The sequence below is a fragment of the Brevundimonas sp. genome (assembly GCF_016742135.1).
Lineage (GTDB): Bacteria > Pseudomonadota > Alphaproteobacteria > Caulobacterales > Caulobacteraceae > Brevundimonas.
In genome coordinates this window covers 130342-148758 of record NZ_JACVCG010000004.1, presented here as the reverse complement: position 1 = coordinate 148758, position 18417 = coordinate 130342, and the positions used below count along the sequence as shown (strand labels likewise).

Below are 18417 nucleotides of genomic sequence, written 5' to 3'. Positions count from 1 at the left end.
CCGCTCAGCCGACCGCCAGCTTCGCAACCGCCAGGCCGTCGGGCGCATTCACACCGGCAGACCGAAAGGCATCGACCAGGTTCGCGAACCCGTCGGCGATCCCGACCTCGGCCGTCCAGCCCAGCGCCTCCTGCGCCCGGCGCGGATCGCCGGTGAACCGGGCGACGTCATAGTTGCGCGGCGGTGCCCGCTCCTGTCGCACCCGGCCGTCGCCGGTCCGGATAGCGATGTCGGCGAGCTGGCTGAGGGTGGTTCCCTGGCCTGTCACGAAATGGATCGGGTCGAGGCGTTCGCCCGATGCCGTCGCGTTGACGAGCAGATGCAGGCCTCGCGCCACATCGGTGATGTGGGTGAAGTCGAACATATGGTCGGCGCCCTCGATGCGCATGACGCCGGCCGTGGCCGCCGCCCGCGCGAAAGCGGGCACCACCCGATCATGGTGGTCGTCGATGCAGCCATAGACGTTCGAGAAGCGGGCCACATTGGCGACCAGCCCCTCCGCTGCGGCCGCGCGGACCAGGGTCTCGCCCGCAACCTTGGAGCGCGCATAGACATTCAGGGGAGCCAGGGCTGCCGATTCCGCCACCGGAAGACTGGTCGGCTCGCCGTAGACTTCCCGGCTGCTCGCAAACACGATCCACGGGGGCGTCGGCATGGCGCGCGCCGCGGTCAGCAGACCTTCGAGCGCCTGGACGTTGGTGGTTCGCGTCTTCTCCGGATCCGCCTGGGCCCACACCACCCGCGACACGGCCGCCAGATGGATCACGCCTTCGACACCCTCCAGAGCCTCCGACAGCGCATGGAAGCTGCGAATGTCCTGGTCGAGATCATCGCGGATGTCGAACGTGCGGATGGCATGCCCGGCGGAATTCAGGCGCTTCGCGATGGCGCTGCCAATCAAACCCCGCGAACCCGTAACCAGAATCATCGAACCGAACGCCCCGCCAAATCCACGGCCCGAGCGGTACACATGAGCGAATAACCGCGCAACCGGAAAGACCGGAAGCGCCTCAATCCCTTGCGGTTTTCGTGGCGGATTCACCACGACCGCCGTCGAGGCCGGCGATGCTCAGGTCCGACGTCCGGGAGCAAGGCCCACTTTCTGCAATCCCGCCCGCAGAGCCTTGCGGGCCCTCGGGCGAAGCAGTCGCAGTTCGTCCGTCAGCGCCAGGACGCGCCCCGGAAACAGCGCCAGCTGGACCGGCACCAGCCAGAGTGCCGCCGGTGAAAGGACGGCATAGGCCCCCAGCAGGGAAAGCGGCAGGAGAAGGTCGTAGTAGAGGTGCCCGACAAGGAAATAGGCGCCGCCGGGCTGAACGACCGCTGGCCGGACCTCCAGCCATTTGATCCTGGCCCAGCACAGCAGCACATAGGCCCCGAGGCCGCCGATGACGACCGGACTGTCCAGCCGCCACATCAGAACGGCGAGGGCCATCAGCTCGACCGGGAACACTGCCCCGGCGCCCAGCCGGGCCGCGAACGCCGCCGAGTGGCGCTGCACGAAGGTCGCGACCCCGGATCGCTCGTCGTTCTCCGCATCCCCGATCTGGTGCCAGAGAATGCCTCGAATCCCATAGGCTAGAGACCAGAGGGCGATGGCGGCAAGCCAGACCGCACCCACAGGCCGCCCCGCCACATGGGCCACCAGCGCGGCACCGACCAGGGCGGGGAAAAGGTGCGCGCCGGCGGCGTCCGCCAGCAGACCCAACGCCCCCCGGGCTTTCAGTCGCACCGGCGGCAGTGAATAGAGTGAGAAGGCGGCCCAGGCCCCAAGGTAGCAGCCCACCAGCAGCGGATCATCCCGCCAGAGCCAGACGAAGGCCAGGCCCGCCGCCACCGGCAGGGCGATCAGGACGACCCTCTCCGCGCGACTCCTGTCGGCCATGCGGTTGGGCTTGCCGGCGGCCCGATCGTCGGCCAGATCGGTCAGATCATTGATGAGGCTGACATAGGCGGCACCGGGAACTATCGCCAGAAGCAGCTGGGCCAGCGCCCATCCCAGTTCGGAAACCGGCGCTTGCAGAACAACGGCGGTCGCGTAGAAGGCGGCGAGAATGGGAGCGAGCTTATAGTCCCACCACTGGCCGGCGCGCGCCAGGTGTCCCAGGCGCTCAAGCACCGTCCACAGTTTGCGCGGAGCGCCGGAGGCTCCTTGAGTCGACATCAGAGCCCCTTGCCGCGCCGCCGCTTTGTCTTCGTCAGCCATAACGCAGTCTGGGGCGGGAGCGAAGAGTTGTGGAGCGCCGCGGCGGCTGACCTGGCCGGACGCGGCCATGCGGTCGTCGCCGTCACCTTCCCGTCGTTCCACGATGCACAGCCGATCAAGCGTCTCAAGGCGGCCGGAGGCAGGGTCCATGCCCTGTACGGGTGGCTTCCGGCACGCGGACAGTCCGGGCCTCTGCGATCCCTGGCCGGTCGTCTGCAGCCCGTCTTGCTACGGTTACGCCTTGCGACCCTGCCTCGACCGGATCTGGTGATTATTTCGCAAGGCTCCAATTTCGGGGCCCATCCGCTGGCCCAGATGTGCGCGGCCGCCGGGCTGCCCTATGCCCTGATCACCCAGAAGGCCCAGGAAGCGGTGTGTGTGCCCGATGCCATGCTGGGCAGCGTCCGACGTGCCTATGCAGGGGCCCGATGGAGCTATTTTGTCTCCGCGCACAACCTGCGACTGACCGAGGAACAGCTGGGCCGGTCGCTTCGTCCAAGGGCCTCGGTCGTGCGCAACCCCTTCCTGACCTCGTGGGACGCGCCGCTGACCTGGCCCGAGGAATCGGAGGTGTTTCGACTGGCGTGTGTCGGTCGACTCTTTCCCTTCGACAAGGGCCAGGATCTGCTGCTTCGGGTGCTGGCGACGGTGAAATGGCGTGCCCGACCGCTTTCGGTCACCCTCTCTGGCGAGGGGCCCTACCGGCAGGGCCTGGAAGCCATGGCCCGGCACCTGGGCCTCACCCGCGTGCGTTTTGCCGGCTTCACCGCCGATGTCGACGCCGTCTGGGACAGCCATCACGGCCTCGTCCTGCCGTCGCGGGGAGAGGGGTTACCCCTGGTTCTGGTCGAGGCGATGCTGAGGGGCAGGGTCCCGATCGTGACCGACGTGGCGGGCAACGCCGAGGTGGTGACCGATAACGAGACCGGCTTCGTCGCCGCCGCGGCGACCGAGGGGGCGATCGACGAAGCGCTGGAACGCGCCTGGGCCCGACGGGCGGAGTGGCGCATGATCGGCCAGACCGCCGCCGCCGCGATCCGCAGCCTCGTACCGCAAGACCCGGCGGCGGTGTTTGCGGAGGACCTGCTGCGTCACACGGACTCCTGAGTCCGGACCGGCGGGCGCGGTGCGATATCGCCTCCCTTCAGTTGTTGCGCCGGGGACCGGCGCATGCCAGCGTCGTGCGACGGGAGCGAACTCCATGAGTGAAACGGTTGCGGTCGGTCATGCGACCGCGCTCGATGACGCAATCAGGCGAGCTGTCGATTTCCTTGCCGAACGGCAACTGCCGGACGGGGCCTTTGACGTGCTGATCAGCACCGATCCGGCGATGAGCGGCGACTGCACCTCTGACCCGTCGATCTTTCCGACTGCTTTGGCGGCCCAGGCCCTGGCCTTTGCTCCGGAAGCCGACCCCATCCGATCCAGGGCCCTGGCGTTTCTCGTCGACCAGATGGAGCCCGGCGGACTGTGGAAGCACTGGCCGAGGGGGCACCCGCATCAGCATACCCTGCCCCCGGATATGGATGACACCGCTTGCGCCTCCGCGGCGCTCCGCCTGGGGGGACTCAGCCTTCCCGACAACCGCCGGCTGATCCTGGCCAATCGGACCCGCAGCGGACTCTTCTACACCTGGTTCACGCTGCGGTGGGAGTGGAACGCCGCTCGCGGGCACCGGCGTATCGTCTGGGCTCAGCTCCGCCATCCGGCGGTGCTCTATATGTTTTTCACGCGCACCTCGGCGCGCCCCGGGGATGTCGATGCCGTGGTCAACGCCAACGCGGTCCACTATCTGGGCATCGGGCAGGACACCGCGCCCGTTGTCGAACATCTGCTCGAGATCCTGCGCAGTGGAACCGAGAGCGAGTCGGACAAATGGTATGAGAATCCTTTTGCCATCTGGTATTTCGTCGCCCGCGCGATCGGCGGAGCGATGCCGGAGGCGGCGGGTCTCCTGGAAGACAAGCTGACAGGCACGCGTCCAGCCCATGCGCTTGATGCCGCGCTTGCCGCCTGCGCCCTGATGTACTGTCACCGGTCGCCGGGACAGGCGGCGATCGAGGCGCTGCTCACCCTGCAGCAGGCGAACGGCGGCTGGCCACGCGGTGCGCTGTATTTCGGTGGACGGCTGCGGGGGAAGAAGGGTGCGTTCGATCCGCCGCATCCCGACACACCGCGCTGGGGGTCCGAGGAGCTGACCACCGCCTTCTGTCTGGAAGCGCTCGCCCGGTGGCGCACGCTTTACGGGAGCGGACGCGACGCGCGCCTCCCCGCATGTTCCAGGGGAGAGACGCACGCTTGAATCCGTTTTCGTTTTTTCGGCGTCCTCCGCTCGACCTCTCAGACCATCGGATTGCGCGGGACCCTTTTCCGCACTACGCGCGTCTTCGGCGCAAGCGGTCGGTTCAGTGGTTGCGGCATCACGGCGCGTGGATCGTGCTGGGCTATGATGACGTCAAGGCGGCCCTCGAGCAGCCGGAGGTGTTTTCGAACCGTCCCTATAGCGACATGGACGCCGTTCTGCTGGCCGCCGACCCGCCGAGGCATCGGCCGGTCCGGACTTTGATCTCCCGATATTTCTCGGCTTCAGAGTTGGCCCGACTGACGAAGGTCGCGGAAGACTCCGCGCGCGGAAGGCTGGGCGGCGAAATCGATATCGTGAAGGGCTATGGCTACGCCATCAGTCGCGATGTCGGGGCCGCCATCATCGGTTGGGATGATGCGGTGGTCTCGGAAATCGACCGTCTGGAGGAGGCGACGCCGCTGCCGACGGTGCTCGCCACGCTCGACCGGCTTGCGGATCGCTCGACCCTCATGGCGCAGTTGATCTCGGACGGCGGTGGCACGATCGGACCGGGCGAAGCGCGAAGTCTCGTGCGGCTTCTCTGGCTTGCCGCGACGACGACGACGGAGCGGGTCATCAGTCGGGGCATCCTGCGCCTTCTGGAAGAACCCCGGGTTCGCGAGGCGCTGATGGCCGATCGGACGGTGCTGCCTGCCTTCATCGAAGAGGTTCTGCGGCTTCATCCCCCCGAACACATATTGCCCCGTTCAACGACCGCCAGGGCTCGTCTGGGCAGCGTCGAGATTCCGGCCGGAAGCTCCGTCTATCTGTGCGTCGGTGCCGCCAATCGGGACCCGACGATCTATCCTTCGCCCGATGAGTTGCGGCTGGACAGGTCGGCACGCCGCCAACTGGCCTTCGGCGGGGGAATTCACAGCTGTGTGGGGGCCCCCCTGGCCCGTCGCGTGGTGGCGGCGGCGCTCAACACCCTTCTCGATCGGGCGCCCGCTTTCGAGGCCGCGGAGCCGCTCTCGGAGATCGACTACTTCCACACCATGACGGCCTTGTCTCCCAGAAGGCTGCGGGTGCGTACCTGAACGCCGCGCCCTTCGCCGGATTGCCCGAGGGCGCGGATGTATCTAACGGGAAGGGTCCGGATGTCGACCAGGCGCGGGATCGCGGGGTGTTTCCGGCAGGTCGAGCTCTGCCGTCGAAAGAGGTGAGCGGTGGACAGGGTGCAGAATTCGGGGCCGGGAGATCCCGTCGAAACCGCGCGGCATCTGATCCATGTCGGTTTTCCCAAGGCCGGATCGACCTTCCTGCAGCGCTGGTTCGCGGGGCACCCCGACGTGCGTTATGCCGAGGGGGGGCTCGCAGGGTTCCAGGACGTCTATGAGGTGATCCGCCACGCGGCGTCCGGCACCCCCGCACGCCCGTGGCGTGTCACGAGCGCCGAAGGATTCACGGCCCCGCGAAAGTGGTCAGGCGGTCGACCGAAGGACGTGGTGGTCGATTATGAGGGAGATGTGACTGAACGCCAGCGGCGCGCGTGCCACGCCCTGGCGGCGCTTTTTCCCGGCGCGACCATCCTGATCGTGACCCGGGGGTTTCGATCCATGATCCTCTCTTCCTGGTCCCAGTATGTTCGAACCGGTGGCATGGAGGGGCCAGAAAGCCTGTCACGGGAGATGCCCTGGGACTATGATGCGGTCATCGGTCTGTACCGGTCCGCCTTTGGCGCAGACCGGGTCATCGTCCTTCCCTATGAACTGCTCCGCGACGATCAGAGCCGGTTTCTCCGGAGTCTGGAGGCCCGGCTTGGCATCGGGCCGTTTGATGGCCCCATGGGGCGCGTCAATCCTTCGCTGAGCGAAGCCGAGCTGGCATGGTACCCCCGGATCGGCCGGCTTCTGCAGGCGCTGCCGCTGCCGCGTCGCCTCCGGGACAGGATATTCCGCAGCTATGTCCGGCAGATCTTTCACGGCCGCCTGGCGTGGGTGGCGCGGGGGCTGGACCGCTGGCATGGCCCATCGCCCGGCCTTGCCGCATGGGTTGATCCCGGCCTTCTGGAAAGATGTCGCGGCAGGGCGGACTGTCTTCGCACCCTCCCCGAGTACGGTCCCTATGCGGCGGACTATCTTCACCCGGAGCCGTGATCGGCCGGACCCGTCCCTGAAGCGGGAAGGCGCTGTTCCGGTGCCTTCGCCGTATCCCGGGAATTGCGGGCAGGCCGGCATTGCAGAGGGGCAGGGCGTAGGGCACACAGCGATCATGGCCCCGCCTCCATCGCAGCGAGAAATTGTCTACGACAGCCGATCGGCTTTCTCGCAACCGGGACGGTTCCTGCGAGACGCATGGGTCGATCTGACCGCAGCGCCCGCCACTGGGCTCCGGCTGTTCCAGAGCAGTATGAAGGTTCGCTTCCGCAAGTCCTGGCTGGGATATCTCTGGCTGTTGATCCCCGCGGCGGCCACCGCCCTCGTGTGCATCTATGTGCAGTCCAGGCGTATCATTGAGCTTCCCGATTCCGGACATCCCTACGGTGTCTTCGTCCTCCTCGGGGTGGTGCTGTGGCAGGTGTTCGTCGAGGCACTCAACGCCCCGCTGCAACAGCTGACCGCCAACCGGTACACCATGATCCGGAGCACCGCTCCGCATGAGGCGTTCATTTTCGCGGGCGTGCTGGAGGTGCTGTTGAACGCGTCCGTGCGACTCGCGGCGGTCGCGGTGGTGATGGCGATCTTTCAGGTCCCGGTGGGCCCGTCCCTGCTGTTCGTGCCTCTGGGCCTTCTCGGCCTGGTGGGCCTCGGTCTGTCTTTTGGCCTGATCATCGCCCCGCTGGGAATGCTGTATGATGACGTGGGCCGGATGCTGGCCGTAGTCACCCGGTTCGGGTTCTTCCTGACGCCGGTCGTATATGCCGCCCCGCGCGACAGCCTTCTGCAACTCAATCCGGTCACGCCGCTGCTCCAGACCACCCGCGGGTGGTTCTTTGGCGACGAGCCGTCCGCGGGCTTTCTGCCGGTGGCGCTGGTGGCCATGGGCGGGCTGGTGATTGCGGGCCTGCTCTATAGGGTTGCCCGCCCGCATGTATTTGGCCGGTTGGGATGAGCCAGAAAGACATATCCCGATCCCCTTGCCGCAGGCGGCTGGCGTGACGTCCGATGTCGTTCTTTCCGCAAGCTCGCTTGGGCGAAAGCATTGCCCCGATCTGGCGAGGGCACTGCGCTATGGCGTGCACGATATCGCCGGGGAGTTCGGGTTTCCCTCCCGCCGTGACCTGCGGCCCGGGGAATTCTGGGCCGTCGACGATGTGTCCTTCGAACTCCGGAAGGGCGAGGCGCTCGGCGTCATCGGACGGAACGGGGCCGGAAAGAGCACGCTGCTGCGGCTGCTTTCGGGTCTCCTCAGACCGGACCGGGGCGAGGTTCGTCGGCGCGGCCGGATGGGTGCCCTGATCGAACTGGGTGTCGGCTTCAACCCCGTGCTGACGGGGTACGAGAATATCGCGATCTCGGCGGTGCTGCAGGGCCTGACCCGGGCCGAGACAGCGCGGCTGGCGGACGAGGTGCTCGAGTTCAGCGAACTGGGCGCCTATATGGACGCGCCGCTCCAGTCCTACAGCACAGGTATGAAGGCCCGTCTTTCCTATGCGCTGGCCGCCAGCCTCAAGCCCGATGTCCTCCTGGTCGATGAGGTTCTGGCGGTCGGGGATCTGGGGTTTCAACGAAAGTGCATCGCGCACATGCAGTCCTATCTGCGGGGCGGCGGGGCATTGATGTTCGTCTCCCACAACGTCAATCACATACAGCTGCTCTGTCAGCGGGCCCTGCTTCTGGACAAGGGCCAATTGGTCGCGGCAGGCGATCCGGTCGAAATCCTGAACCAGATGCTGCAATCGCAAAAGATTGCCACCGCTGGATCCGTGCCCGCGTCCAGGGAGGGACCGGTGACGCTCCGCCGGATCGGACTTCGCCCCCTCGCGGGCCCTGTGCTGGAGACAGGGGGCGGTCTCGAGGTTTCCGTCGATTATGACTCTACGACGACGACCCGGATCTTCTGGGGCTTCACCATATGGACGGCGGATTTCGGAGTATGCATCACCGGAAACTATTCGCTCCTGCCCGTCGGCATCGAACCGGGCGAGGGTCGGCTGTCGTGCACTCTCCCCAGCCTGCCTCTGGTCGGAGGACAATATCTGATCCGCATCGGCCTGTTTGATCAACCCACCCGTCAGGCGCTGATCGACGGGGGCCAGACCTCGGCCACGGCGGTTCTCGAAGTCCGCGCACCGATGGATGAACTGTCCAATATCCGTATGGCGAGGAATCAGCTGGTAACGGTCGAGGTGGAATGGAACGCGCCGGGTCCGTGAAGCCTGCAGTATCCGTGGAGGGACGGCGACACCGGAGTGATGCGAGGCGCCCGGCGATGGCGGACAGAGAGGGATTCGAACCCTCGGTACGCTTTCACGTACACACGCTTTCCAAGCGTGCGCGATCGACCACTCCGCCACCTGTCCATTTCCACATCGCGGAAACGCGCGGGCAGTCGACCCGCGAGAGGCGAGGCTGATAGAACAGACTGGCCCTCTCGGCAAGCGGGGGGCGGCACCCCATATGCCTTGACTCCCCAGTTTTGATCGAGACCCGCCATGCTGACGCAAAAGACCCAGATGCCCACGGCCGAGACCGCCCTGCCTGGCCGCGCCGAACCCCTGCCCACCGATGAGCGGCATTTTGTCAGCGGCAATCCGCTCAAGGGGCCGTACCCCGAGGGGTTCGAGACAGCTGTGTTCGGCATGGGCTGTTTCTGGGGCGTCGAGCGCGTCTTCTGGCAACTGCCGGGGGTGTGGGTGACGGCGGTCGGCTATTCCGGCGGGATCACGCCCAATCCGACCTATGAGGAGACCTGCACCGGGCGCACCGGCCATGCCGAGGTGGTCAAGGTGGTGTTCGATCCGACGGTCATCTCGTACGGCGACCTGCTGAAGGCCTTCTGGGAGAACCACGACCCGACCCAGGGCATGCGCCAGGGCAATGACATCGGCACCACCTATCGGTCGGCCATCTATTACGGCGACGAGGGCCAGAAGGCGGAGGCGGCGCGGTCGCGGGAAGCCTATCAGGCGGCGCTGGCCAAGGCCGGTCGGGGAGAGATCACCACCGAGATCGAAGCCCTGGGCCCCTTCTATTACGCCGAGGACTATCATCAGGGATATCTGGCCAAGAACCCGGCGGGCTACTGCGGGATCGGGGGGACCGGCGTGGTCTGTCCTATCGGTATCGGCGTGGAGGCCTGATCGATGGACCGGGCGGGGATCGGCCGGGTCTGTCTGGCGCTGCCGGCGACGACGCTGGCCCATTCGTTCGGCGAGGATCACGACGTCTACAAGGTCGGCGGCAAGATGTTCGCCATCGTCGGCGGCGAGGGCGCGCTGAGCTTCAAGGTATCGGACATCGCCTATGAGGTGCTGACCGAGGCCGGCCATGCGGCACCCGCCCCCTATATGGCCAGGCGCCTCTCCTGCGACGGAGACAGGCAGAGGGTTGCACACCCCGCGACCCGGTCGGGAAGAACGGTGCGAGAAACGGTGGGGGCGTTGAAAGGGATAGGGAATTTCGGGGCAGGTTTTATAGTTGAGGGCGTCGACTCAGCGGTCCTTCTCCCCCGATGGGGAGAAGGGAAAAGAAAGAGGTTCATCACAGGGCAGCGCGGAGCCTGTGAAGGTGGCGCGTGAGCGCCGGAAGGGGGCCGGCGATATCGGCGTCAGCCGTGGCAAGACCGGTGCGACGGCTCACGCCGAACGGAGTAGCACTTCGCTCGTCCTGCTTTTGAGTGGCGATGATCCGTTTCCACAAACCCGGAGACGTGGCTTCGAAGCCCAACGTCAGCGGTCTTTGCGTGGGATGAAGGTCATGTCCCCGTTCCGCTCCAGATAGGCATCCTGGACCGAGTTCAGATGCTCGAGCCCGTGTGTTCGGAGGGCCATATGCAGGTCTCCGTCCCCTACCCCGGCCCTGTGCATGGCGGCCCTGTCGACCGCTCCTTCACGGACCAGCTGTACGCGTCCGCCCTTGACCAGATAGCTGAGCCAGCCCCAGCGCGCCGCCGCCCGGGCCAGGAAGGTATGAAGGACGACCAGTACCAGGGTGGCCGCGAGCGTCGGCAGGAAAGGCGCACTGCCGGTCATGGCGCGACTGAGGTTCGAGCCCACGATCACGGCGAAGATGATGTCCAGGGGGGTCCATTTGCCAAAGGCCCGCGAGGCCGCCACCCTTACCGCAAGTACCCCCACCGCGAAGATCAACGCGCCGCGGATCGACATCTGCCAGGCGTTGATCGACCCGTCTTCCGACCCGATGACGGCGTGCAGAAGTTCGCTGCCGGCGGAGATCATCTGATCCTGTCGTCCCTACCGAAGGGTGGGCTCGTCTGTATCCGCCAGGCCCTTGGAAGGGTCATCGCCCGCCGTGCCCGGGTCGATGCGGGCATTGCGCCTGGCCGCGCGACTGCGGGCCCACAGGGCCGCGAGCCCCAGAAGAATGGGGCCGCCAATGATGACAAAGGCCCAGAAAATGGTCGGGTCCATGAAGATCTCCTCAAGCAGATATTCCATTCCAACACCCCGCGGACCGCATTGGTTTCGCGAGGGACGGTCGCCGGATCGTCAAACAAGCTTTGCTTTATTGGCACGTGAATCCGGGGGCAGCGTCAGCCTCAGACTCTGTACATTGGAACGACCCCCTGTTTCGGGGATTTGCTGTATCTCAGCTTAATCCCGAGGGAGAATGCCATGTACAAGATACTTATACCCGTAGCCGCTGCGGGCGCCCTGCTCGCGGCGTGTGGAGAACAGGACCCGGTTAACGCGACCCAGGACGCGGTGTCCGTCCCCGTGGGGCAGACCTCGGCCATGACGCTGGGGGCCAATACGGTGGAGGGCTATGTCACCTCGGCCGCCATGGGCGACATGTACGAAATTCGCGCCGCCGAACTGGCGCTCGAACGCAGCCAGAATCCCCAGGTCCGCTCTCTGGCCCAGATGATCCTGAACGATCATACGGCCGCCAGCGAAGCCCTGAGAGGCGTCGTCCAGAGCCAGCAGATCGACGTACAGATCCCGACCGAGCTGGACCAGCGCCGCCAGGGTCTGCTGGATAACCTGCGGGATGCCGGGGCCAATTTCGATGAGGTCTTCATCGACCAGCAGATCGCCGCCCACCAGGAGGCGCTGACCCTGCATCAGGGCTTCGCCGACAACAGCGACGCTCCGCAGCTGGCGGCCCACGCAGCCAATGTCGTACCCCGACTGGAAGCGCATCTGGAACAGGCCCGGGCGCTGGACAACTAGGGCGGCGCGCCTCCCCCTTGGCATCAGGCCCGCATCTGCCGAATAGCGGATGCGGGCCGGGTGCGTTCGGCTATGCCGCGCCGGCGAACACCTTGATCATGCCGTCGCAGAAGGCGGGCAGATCGTCCGGATTGCGGGATGTGACCAGCTTGCCGTCGATGACGACCGTTTCATCCACCCATTCCGCGCCGGCGTTCTCCAGATCGACCCTGAGCGACGGCCAGGAGGTCATGCGACGCCCCTTGACCAGCCCGGCGTCAATCAGCGTCCAGGGGCCATGGCAGATGGCGGCAATCGGCTTGTCCGCGTCGGCAAGGGCGGCGATGAACCGGATGGCCTTTTCCTCGAGCCGGAGCGCATCGGGATTGATCACGCCTCCGGGCAGCACCAGGCCGTCGTAGTCACCGGCGGAGACAGCATCCAGCGTCTTGTCGACCGCGACCTTGTCACCCTTGTCATGATGCTCGAAGCCCTGAATCTCCCCAGCTTCCGGGGCCACGATATCGACGGTCGCGCCCGCCGCGCGCAACGCCTCGACCGGCTGGCTCAGTTCGACCTGTTCAAAACCGTCGGTGGCCAGAACGGCGATATGTTTTCCGGCAAGCGTCCGGGTCATGGTGATCTCCATTTCCTTGAGGGTGACACGATAATCCCGCGACCGATGACCCGTTCCTTTGTCGGCTGGCGGACATTGGAACCGGGATCGACCGCTGCGGCTTCAAGAGGGGCTGTCGCAGTGTTGATCGGACCCATCATGAAAATTGCCCAGGTTGCTCCCCTGTACGAAGCTGTGCCGCCCATGCTGTATGGCGGAACCGAGCGCGTGGTGGCGCACCTGACCGACGCGCTGGTCGACCTGGGCCATGAGGTCACCCTGTTCTCCTCCGCAGAGGCCCGGACGCGCGCACGGCTGGTGCCGGTCAGGGATCAGGCGATCCGGCTGGACCCCTCTCCGCTCAAGTCGGACCTCGCCGCCCACATGTCGATGCTGGCCGAGGTACGGCGGCGCGCGGACCAGTTCGACATCATCCATTTCCACACGGACATGCTGCATTTCCCGTTCTTCGAGGACCGGGCCGAGCGGACGGTGACGACCCTGCATGGCCGCCTGGACCTGAAGGATCTGGGCGGCGTCTATGAGCGGTGGCCCCGGTATCCGCTGGTCTCGATTTCCAATAATCAGCGCCAGCCCCTGCCCTGGGCCAACTGGTCGGCGACCGTCCAGCACGGCATGGATGCGGACCTGTATCGCTTCAACGCCAGACCCTCGGGCTATCTCGCCTTCCTGGGGCGGATCGCCCCCGAGAAGCGTCCTGATCGCGCGATCCAGATCGCCACGCGGCTCGGCATGCCGCTCAGGATCGCCGCCAAGGTCGATGCCGCCGACACCGTCTATTTCGAGACGAAAATCCGCCCGCTGCTGGACAATCCGCTGGTCGAGTTCGTCGGCGAGATCGGCGATGCGGCCAAGTCGGACTTCCTGGGCCAGGCGGATGCCTTCCTGTTCCCGATCGACTGGCCGGAGCCGTTCGGCCTGGTGATGATCGAGGCCATGGCGTGCGGCACGCCCGTGGTGGCGTATCGGTGCGGTGCCGCCCCGGAAGTGATCGAGGACGGGGTGACGGGCTATCTGGTCGATGACCTGGATGAAGCCGTGGCTGCCGTGCGCAAGGCCATTCAGCTGGACCGGTCAGCCATCCGGGCGCGGTTCGAGCTGCGCTTTTCCGCGACCGCGATGGCGCACCGCTATCTGGATATCTATCGCGAACTGCTGGCCCGCACGCCCTACGCCGCGCCGGATATGCCGTCCCTGCCCCCCTCGCTGAAGATTGTGCCGACGCCCGCGGTCGCCGTGGCCTGATCGTCTTCCCATGCGTTACAGGGTCTCACGCAGGAGACTCCCCCATGATTGACGCAGAGGCCTCGGTTGAGGTGCTGGGCCGGATACTGCCGCTCAAGGAGGGAGATGCCTTCCTCGTCGCCGATGCCTGGGGCGATCTGACCGGGGGGGCGGACGGCTTTTTTCTGCGCGATACACGCATGCTGTCCCGCCTTCGCCTTCTGGTGGGGGGTGCCCCGCCGTCGCGGCTGAGCACGGCCCTGTCGGACGACAATGTCTTCTTTATCTGCCAGGCGACCAATCGCCCCCTGCCCCCGATGGGCGGACGGTCGGCACCGGCCGGTATCATCCACGTCGAGCGGCGGCGCTTCCTGTGGCAGGAGCGGATGTATGAGCGCATCCGCCTGACCAACCACGGGATCGACGATGTCATCGTGCCCCTGATGATCGAATACGGGGCCGACTTTCGCGACATCTTCGAGGTGCGGGGCATGCACCGGGAGACGAGGGGACAGCTGGCGGACCCTGTCAGGGACGGCCGACAGATATGCTTTGCCTACGAGGGGCTGGACGGAGTGGCGCGGCAGACCTGCCTGTCGTTTTCCGAACCCCCGGCCCGCATGTCGGAGGGGCAGGCCAGCTTCCAGCTGTGCCTCAGCCGGGGCAGCCGGTACGATCTGTTCATCGAGGCGGGGGCCGAGCCCTGCGCGTGTCCGGACACGGCCCGCTGGCGGCTGGCGGCGGTTCAGGCGCGCCTGGCCATGCGGGCCAGGCGGCGGCGCGGCGGCGGTGTGCGGGGCCTGCGCAGTCCGCGCTTCAACCAGTGGCTGGACCAGTCACGGGCGGATGTCGCGCTCCTGACCACCGACCTGCCGACAGGCCCCTACCCCTATGCCGGGGTGCCGTGGTTCTCCACGCCGTTTGGCCGGGACGGCATCATCACCGCCTGGCAGATGCTGTGGCTGGATCCAGGTCTGGCGCGCGGGGTGCTGTCCTATCTCGCGGCGCGACAGGGGACGTCCACCGATCCGTTCCGGGATGTCGAGCCCGGCAAGATCATGCACGAAACGCGGGGCGGCGAGATGGCGGCCCTGAAGGAGGTGCCGTTCAGTCTCTACTACGGCGGGGTCGATACCACCTGTCTGTTCGTGGCGCTGGCGGGGGCCTATGCGCGGCGGACAGGTGAGCTGGGTTTCATCCGCGACCTCTGGCCCAATCTGCTGGCCGCCGCCGACTGGATGGACCGGCGGGGTCGCGCCAACGGCATGGGCCTGATCGACTATCAGCGGGGACGTGATACCGGGCTGGCCAATCAGGGCTGGAAGGACAGCGAGGACTCCATCTTTCACGCCGACGGGCGCTTTCCCAAGGGGCCGATCGCCCTGCTGGAGGTTCAGGGTTATGCCTATCAGGCGTGGCAGGCGATGGCCGAGATGGCCCGGGCGCTCGGACACGCCGACGCCGATCAATGGTCTGAGCGGGCCCTTCGCCTGAAGGCGGAGGTCGAGACCCGCTACTGGATGGAGGACGCGGGCTTCTACGCTCTTGCCCTGGACGGCGAGGGTCAGCCCTGTCGGGTGCTGGGATCGAACGCCGGCCATCTGCTGTTTTCCGGCCTGCCCGCTCCGGACCGGGCCGCGCGTGTCACCCGCACCCTGCTGTCGGCGCGCTTTCGCACGGGATGGGGCCTTCGGACCCTGGCCACGCAGCAGCCGCGCTACAATCCCATGTCCTATCACAACGGGTCGGTGTGGCCGCACGATACGGCGCTCTGCGTCGCGGGCATGGCCAACTATGGAGAGCGTGAGGCGGTCGCCCGGGTGCTCGACGACCTGTATGCCGCCGCGGTCAATTTCGACATGCGACTGCCGGAACTGTTCTGTGGCTTTACGCTGGAAACCGGCGAGCCGCCGGTTCCCTATCCGGTCGCCTGCATGCCCCAGGCCTGGGCGGCGGGATCCGTCTTCCTGCTGCTGCAGGCCAGTCTCGGGATACGGATCGATGCGTTGGAGGGTCGTATCCAGATCGACCGTCCGCGCCTGCCCAGCGGGATTGACCGACTGAGCGTCACCGGGCTGGAGGTCGGTGACAGCCGGTTCGATCTGGACTTCACCACCGTCGATGGCACGGCCACGGTTCGGCCGCGTCATCGTAGCGGGCCCCGACTGGACATCGCCCTGATGGTCTGACGCGCGTCAGACGTCCGGCAGGGTCTGACTGGCGAAGCCCCACCCCGACAGGGCCTTCTGGCCGGCCCGATCCAGCAGGGTGTCGACATCGGCGATGGAATACGGATGGGCGTTCTTCATGCCGTCCAGCTCGTCCCAGGTGATCGGCACGGCGACGGGGGCACCCGGCCGGGCGCGCGCCGAATAGGGCAGGACAGCCGTGCTGCCGCGCTGGTTCCGCAACCAGTCGATGAAGATCCGTCCCTTGCGTTTGGCCTTGCTCATGGTGTCGGTAAAGCGGTCAGGTTCCGCCATCGACAGAGCCCCCGCGAACCGGCGCGAGAAATCCTTGTGCGCGTCCCAGTCATGGCCGGGCGTCAGAGGCACGACCACATGCACCCCCTTGCCCCCGGACAGCATGGCGAAGCTGACCAGGCCGAGGTCCGACAGGCGGCGGCGGATATCGCGGGCCGCGCGGATCACATCGCCGAAATCCAGCCCCTCGTCCGGATCAAGGTCGAAGATCATGCGGTCGGGGGCCTCGACATCGTCTGTGCGGCAGGCCCAGCCGTGAAACTCGATGGTCCCCATCTGGACGCAGGCCGCGAGCCCGGCCGCGTCCTTGATGTACAGATAGTCCTCGGCCCCGCCGTCCTTCTCGCGGATCGGCACGGCGTGAACATGCGGGCCAAAGCTGCCGCTGTCGTGCTTCTGGAAAAAGCACTGGCGCGCCCGTCCCTGCGGACAGCGCACGAGGCTGATCGGGCGTCGCGCCGCGAACGGCAGCATCAGCGGCGCGACAGCGGCATAGTAGTCCGCCAGTTCGCCCTTGGTCTGACCGCTCTCCGGAAAGATCACCCGGTCGGCGTTTGTGACGCGAACCCCGGGCGAGGGCGGAGCCTTGGCCTTGACCGCCACCTCGGGCGTGACGGACGCAGCGGGCTTGTCCCCCCGCAGCCCCAGAAAGCTGCCGTGACGGACATTGCCATCCCCGGTGAATTCGCTGAAGGCCACCTCCGCCACCAGCTCGGGTCTCAGCCAGGTGACCCCGCGCGCCGACGCCCGGTCCACCTCGGCCGGCGGCGTCTTGCGCTCCAGCCGCTTCATGCGCCGGGCCAGATCCTCCATCGTATCCTGGGTGAAGCCGGTGCCGACATTGCCCTTGTAGATCCAGGTCTTGCCTTCCTTCTGGGCCAGCAGGAGGGAAGCAAAGGGGCGGCCCCGGGCGGCCGAGGCCTTCCAGCCGATGATGACGAATTCCTGCCGGAGCGTGCATTTGACCTTGAGCCAGTCACGGGTACGCCGGGACCGATAGGGGGCGTCGATACGCTTGGAGATGATGCCCTCCTGCCCTGCCTTGCAGAGGGACTCATACAGGGTCTCGCCCGCGCCGATAATATGGTCGGTGAGGTGGATCGGGGGGCCGGCGACGTGCAGCAGGGCTTCCAGCCGTTCCTTGCGCTCGATGTTCGACAGGGATGTCAGATCCTCGCCGTCCAGCGACAGGAGGTCAAAGGCGTGGAAGGCCAGGGCATCGTCCGGGGTCTGGCTGCCCTTACCCCGCTTGAGCACGGCCTGCAGCGAGGAGAAGTCGGGGTTGCCCTTCCTGTCATAGGCGACGATCTCACCGTCCATCAGGCAGGGGGGCAGATCCAGTCCCTGAATCACCTCCACCAGAGGGCCGAACTTGTCGGTCCAGTCCAGGCCCGTGCGGGTGAAAATCGTGACCTTGCCGCCCGCCGCCGACACCAGGGCACGATAGCCATCGAACTTGATCTCGTGCATCCAGCCGTTGCCGGCGGGCACGGCATCGACCAGCGTCGCCAGCTGGGGCGCGCGAAAGGCGGGAGGGCGCGAGACGACCGGTTTGCGCCGCTTGCGGGCCTTTTGGGTATGAGCGGCGGCCTCGGCCATGACCTCGGTGAAGGCCTTGCCGGTCTTGCCGGCCAGCGCATGTTTGCCGGTCTTGTCGGCGGCGATCTCGGCCATGGTGCGACCGGTCAGCACGCTGGTCAGCCCCCGTTCGATCAGGGTGTCGCCGGCCGCGGCATGGGCATCGTCGACCTTTCGCAGCAGCCAGTTTTCCCGCTTTTCGCCCTTGCGCGGCTTGAGCCGGATCAGGATCCACTCCCCCTTCATACGCTCGCCATGGACGACGAAGTGCAGGTGTCCCTTTTCGAGGTCGTCGGCTGACTTTCGCGCAACCGGTTCCCAACGTCCCTGATCCCACATCATGACGGTGCCGCCGCCGTATTCGCCCTTGGGGATGATCCCCTCGAAGCCGCCGTAGGACAGGGGGTGGTCCTCGGTACGGACCGCCAGCCGCTTGATGTCCGGATCGGCGGACGGCCCCCGGGTGACCGCCCAGCTTTTCAGAACCCCGTCCATCTCAAGCCGCAGGTCCCAGTGCAGGCGCGTGGCGTCGTGCTTCTGGACCAGGAAGCGGTCCCCGCCCGAGGTGTCGGCAGCCTCGCCCCGCGGCTCGGCGGTGCGGTCAAAGTCCCGCTTGCGGTTGTATTCCGCAAGCAGATCGTCCGCTCGGGATTTGGCCTTGCGCGCCATGGA

Annotated in this window: 17 protein-coding genes and 1 tRNA gene; 11 read left to right on the top strand and 7 right to left on the bottom strand. The window is 66.5% G+C overall.

Features of this window, described 5'->3' with window-relative positions:
- Window positions 1-4 precede the first annotated feature (4 nt).
- Complete coding sequence (locus IBJ06_RS09745; protein WP_292159720.1) at window positions 5-928, bottom strand: NAD(P)-dependent oxidoreductase; 924 nt, start codon at window positions 926-928, stop codon at window positions 5-7.
- Between the two features lie 141 nt (window positions 929-1069).
- Window positions 1070-2164, bottom strand: coding sequence for a UbiA family prenyltransferase (locus IBJ06_RS09740; protein WP_292159718.1), 1095 nt, complete (start codon window positions 2162-2164; stop codon window positions 1070-1072).
- Between IBJ06_RS09740 and IBJ06_RS09735 the strand changes: the two genes are divergently transcribed.
- From IBJ06_RS09735 to IBJ06_RS09710, 6 genes are all read left to right on the top strand, one after another.
- Complete coding sequence (locus IBJ06_RS09735; RefSeq protein WP_292159716.1) at window positions 2153-3313, top strand: glycosyltransferase family 4 protein; 1161 nt, start codon at window positions 2153-2155, stop codon at window positions 3311-3313. The two genes, IBJ06_RS09740 and IBJ06_RS09735, sit on opposite strands and share 12 nt — an antisense overlap.
- Before the next feature lie 94 nt (window positions 3314-3407).
- A complete protein-coding gene (locus IBJ06_RS09730) occupies window positions 3408-4508 on the top strand; it encodes a prenyltransferase/squalene oxidase repeat-containing protein (protein ID WP_292159714.1) in 1101 nt (366 codons plus the stop codon).
- Window positions 4481-5587 (top strand): cytochrome P450, encoded by a 1107-nt coding sequence (locus tag IBJ06_RS09725; protein WP_292159712.1) that lies wholly within the window; start codon window positions 4481-4483, stop codon window positions 5585-5587. The genes IBJ06_RS09730 and IBJ06_RS09725 overlap by 28 nt, the downstream gene beginning before the upstream one ends.
- Before the next feature lie 129 nt (window positions 5588-5716).
- Window positions 5717-6646, top strand: a complete 930-nt coding sequence (locus IBJ06_RS09720) for a sulfotransferase (RefSeq protein ID WP_292159710.1) — start codon at window positions 5717-5719, stop codon at window positions 6644-6646.
- A gap of 253 nt (window positions 6647-6899) precedes the next feature.
- Window positions 6900-7601 carry a hypothetical protein gene (locus IBJ06_RS09715; protein WP_365812454.1) on the top strand — a complete coding sequence of 234 codons (702 nt, stop codon included), beginning with the start codon at window positions 6900-6902 and terminating at the stop codon, window positions 7599-7601.
- 124 nt (window positions 7602-7725) lie between these two features.
- A complete protein-coding gene (locus tag IBJ06_RS09710; protein WP_292159707.1) occupies window positions 7726-8865 on the top strand; it encodes an ATP-binding cassette domain-containing protein in 1140 nt (379 codons plus the stop codon).
- A gap of 57 nt (window positions 8866-8922) precedes the next feature.
- Here IBJ06_RS09710 and IBJ06_RS09705 read toward each other — a convergent pair.
- Window positions 8923-9012: transfer RNA gene (locus tag IBJ06_RS09705), tRNA-Ser, on the bottom strand.
- A 132-nt stretch (window positions 9013-9144) separates the two neighbouring features.
- Here IBJ06_RS09705 and msrA point away from each other — a divergent pair.
- Complete coding sequence (msrA, locus tag IBJ06_RS09700; protein ID WP_292159705.1) at window positions 9145-9792, top strand: peptide-methionine (S)-S-oxide reductase MsrA; 648 nt, start codon at window positions 9145-9147, stop codon at window positions 9790-9792.
- A gap of 3 nt (window positions 9793-9795) precedes the next feature.
- Entirely contained in the window at window positions 9796-10230 is a 435-nt protein-coding gene (locus IBJ06_RS09695; protein WP_292159703.1) for an MmcQ/YjbR family DNA-binding protein, read from the top strand.
- 150 nt (window positions 10231-10380) lie between these two features.
- On the opposite strand, the gene IBJ06_RS09690 is transcribed toward IBJ06_RS09695, so the two are convergent.
- Window positions 10381-10890 carry a YetF domain-containing protein gene (locus tag IBJ06_RS09690; RefSeq protein ID WP_292159701.1) on the bottom strand — a complete coding sequence of 170 codons (510 nt, stop codon included), beginning with the start codon at window positions 10888-10890 and terminating at the stop codon, window positions 10381-10383.
- A 15-nt stretch (window positions 10891-10905) separates the two neighbouring features.
- Window positions 10906-11109: a hypothetical protein gene (locus tag IBJ06_RS09685; RefSeq protein WP_292159699.1), complete on the bottom strand. Its 204-nt coding sequence runs from the start codon at window positions 11107-11109 to the stop codon at window positions 10906-10908.
- Between the two features lie 177 nt (window positions 11110-11286).
- On the opposite strand from IBJ06_RS09685, the gene IBJ06_RS09680 reads away from it, so the two are divergent.
- On the top strand, window positions 11287-11844 hold the full coding sequence (locus IBJ06_RS09680) for a DUF4142 domain-containing protein (RefSeq protein ID WP_292159697.1): 558 nt from the start codon (window positions 11287-11289) through the stop codon (window positions 11842-11844).
- Window positions 11845-11914: 70 nt separating this feature from the next.
- On the opposite strand, the gene IBJ06_RS09675 is transcribed toward IBJ06_RS09680, so the two are convergent.
- Window positions 11915-12460: a type 1 glutamine amidotransferase domain-containing protein gene (locus IBJ06_RS09675; protein ID WP_292159695.1), complete on the bottom strand. Its 546-nt coding sequence runs from the start codon at window positions 12458-12460 to the stop codon at window positions 11915-11917.
- Window positions 12461-12598: 138 nt separating this feature from the next.
- On the opposite strand from IBJ06_RS09675, the gene IBJ06_RS09670 reads away from it, so the two are divergent.
- Together IBJ06_RS09670 and IBJ06_RS09665 are read left to right on the top strand one after the other, a co-directional pair.
- Window positions 12599-13705 (top strand): glycosyltransferase family 4 protein, encoded by a 1107-nt coding sequence (locus IBJ06_RS09670; protein ID WP_292159693.1) that lies wholly within the window; start codon window positions 12599-12601, stop codon window positions 13703-13705.
- A 44-nt stretch (window positions 13706-13749) separates the two neighbouring features.
- Window positions 13750-15873, top strand: a complete 2124-nt coding sequence (locus IBJ06_RS09665; RefSeq protein WP_292159691.1) for an amylo-alpha-1,6-glucosidase — start codon at window positions 13750-13752, stop codon at window positions 15871-15873.
- 6 nt (window positions 15874-15879) lie between these two features.
- Here the strand turns inward: IBJ06_RS09665 and ligD are convergent, their stop codons facing one another.
- A complete protein-coding gene (gene ligD / locus IBJ06_RS09660) occupies window positions 15880-18414 on the bottom strand; it encodes a DNA ligase D (protein ID WP_292159689.1) in 2535 nt (844 codons plus the stop codon).
- Between the last annotated feature and the right edge of the window lie 3 nt (window positions 18415-18417).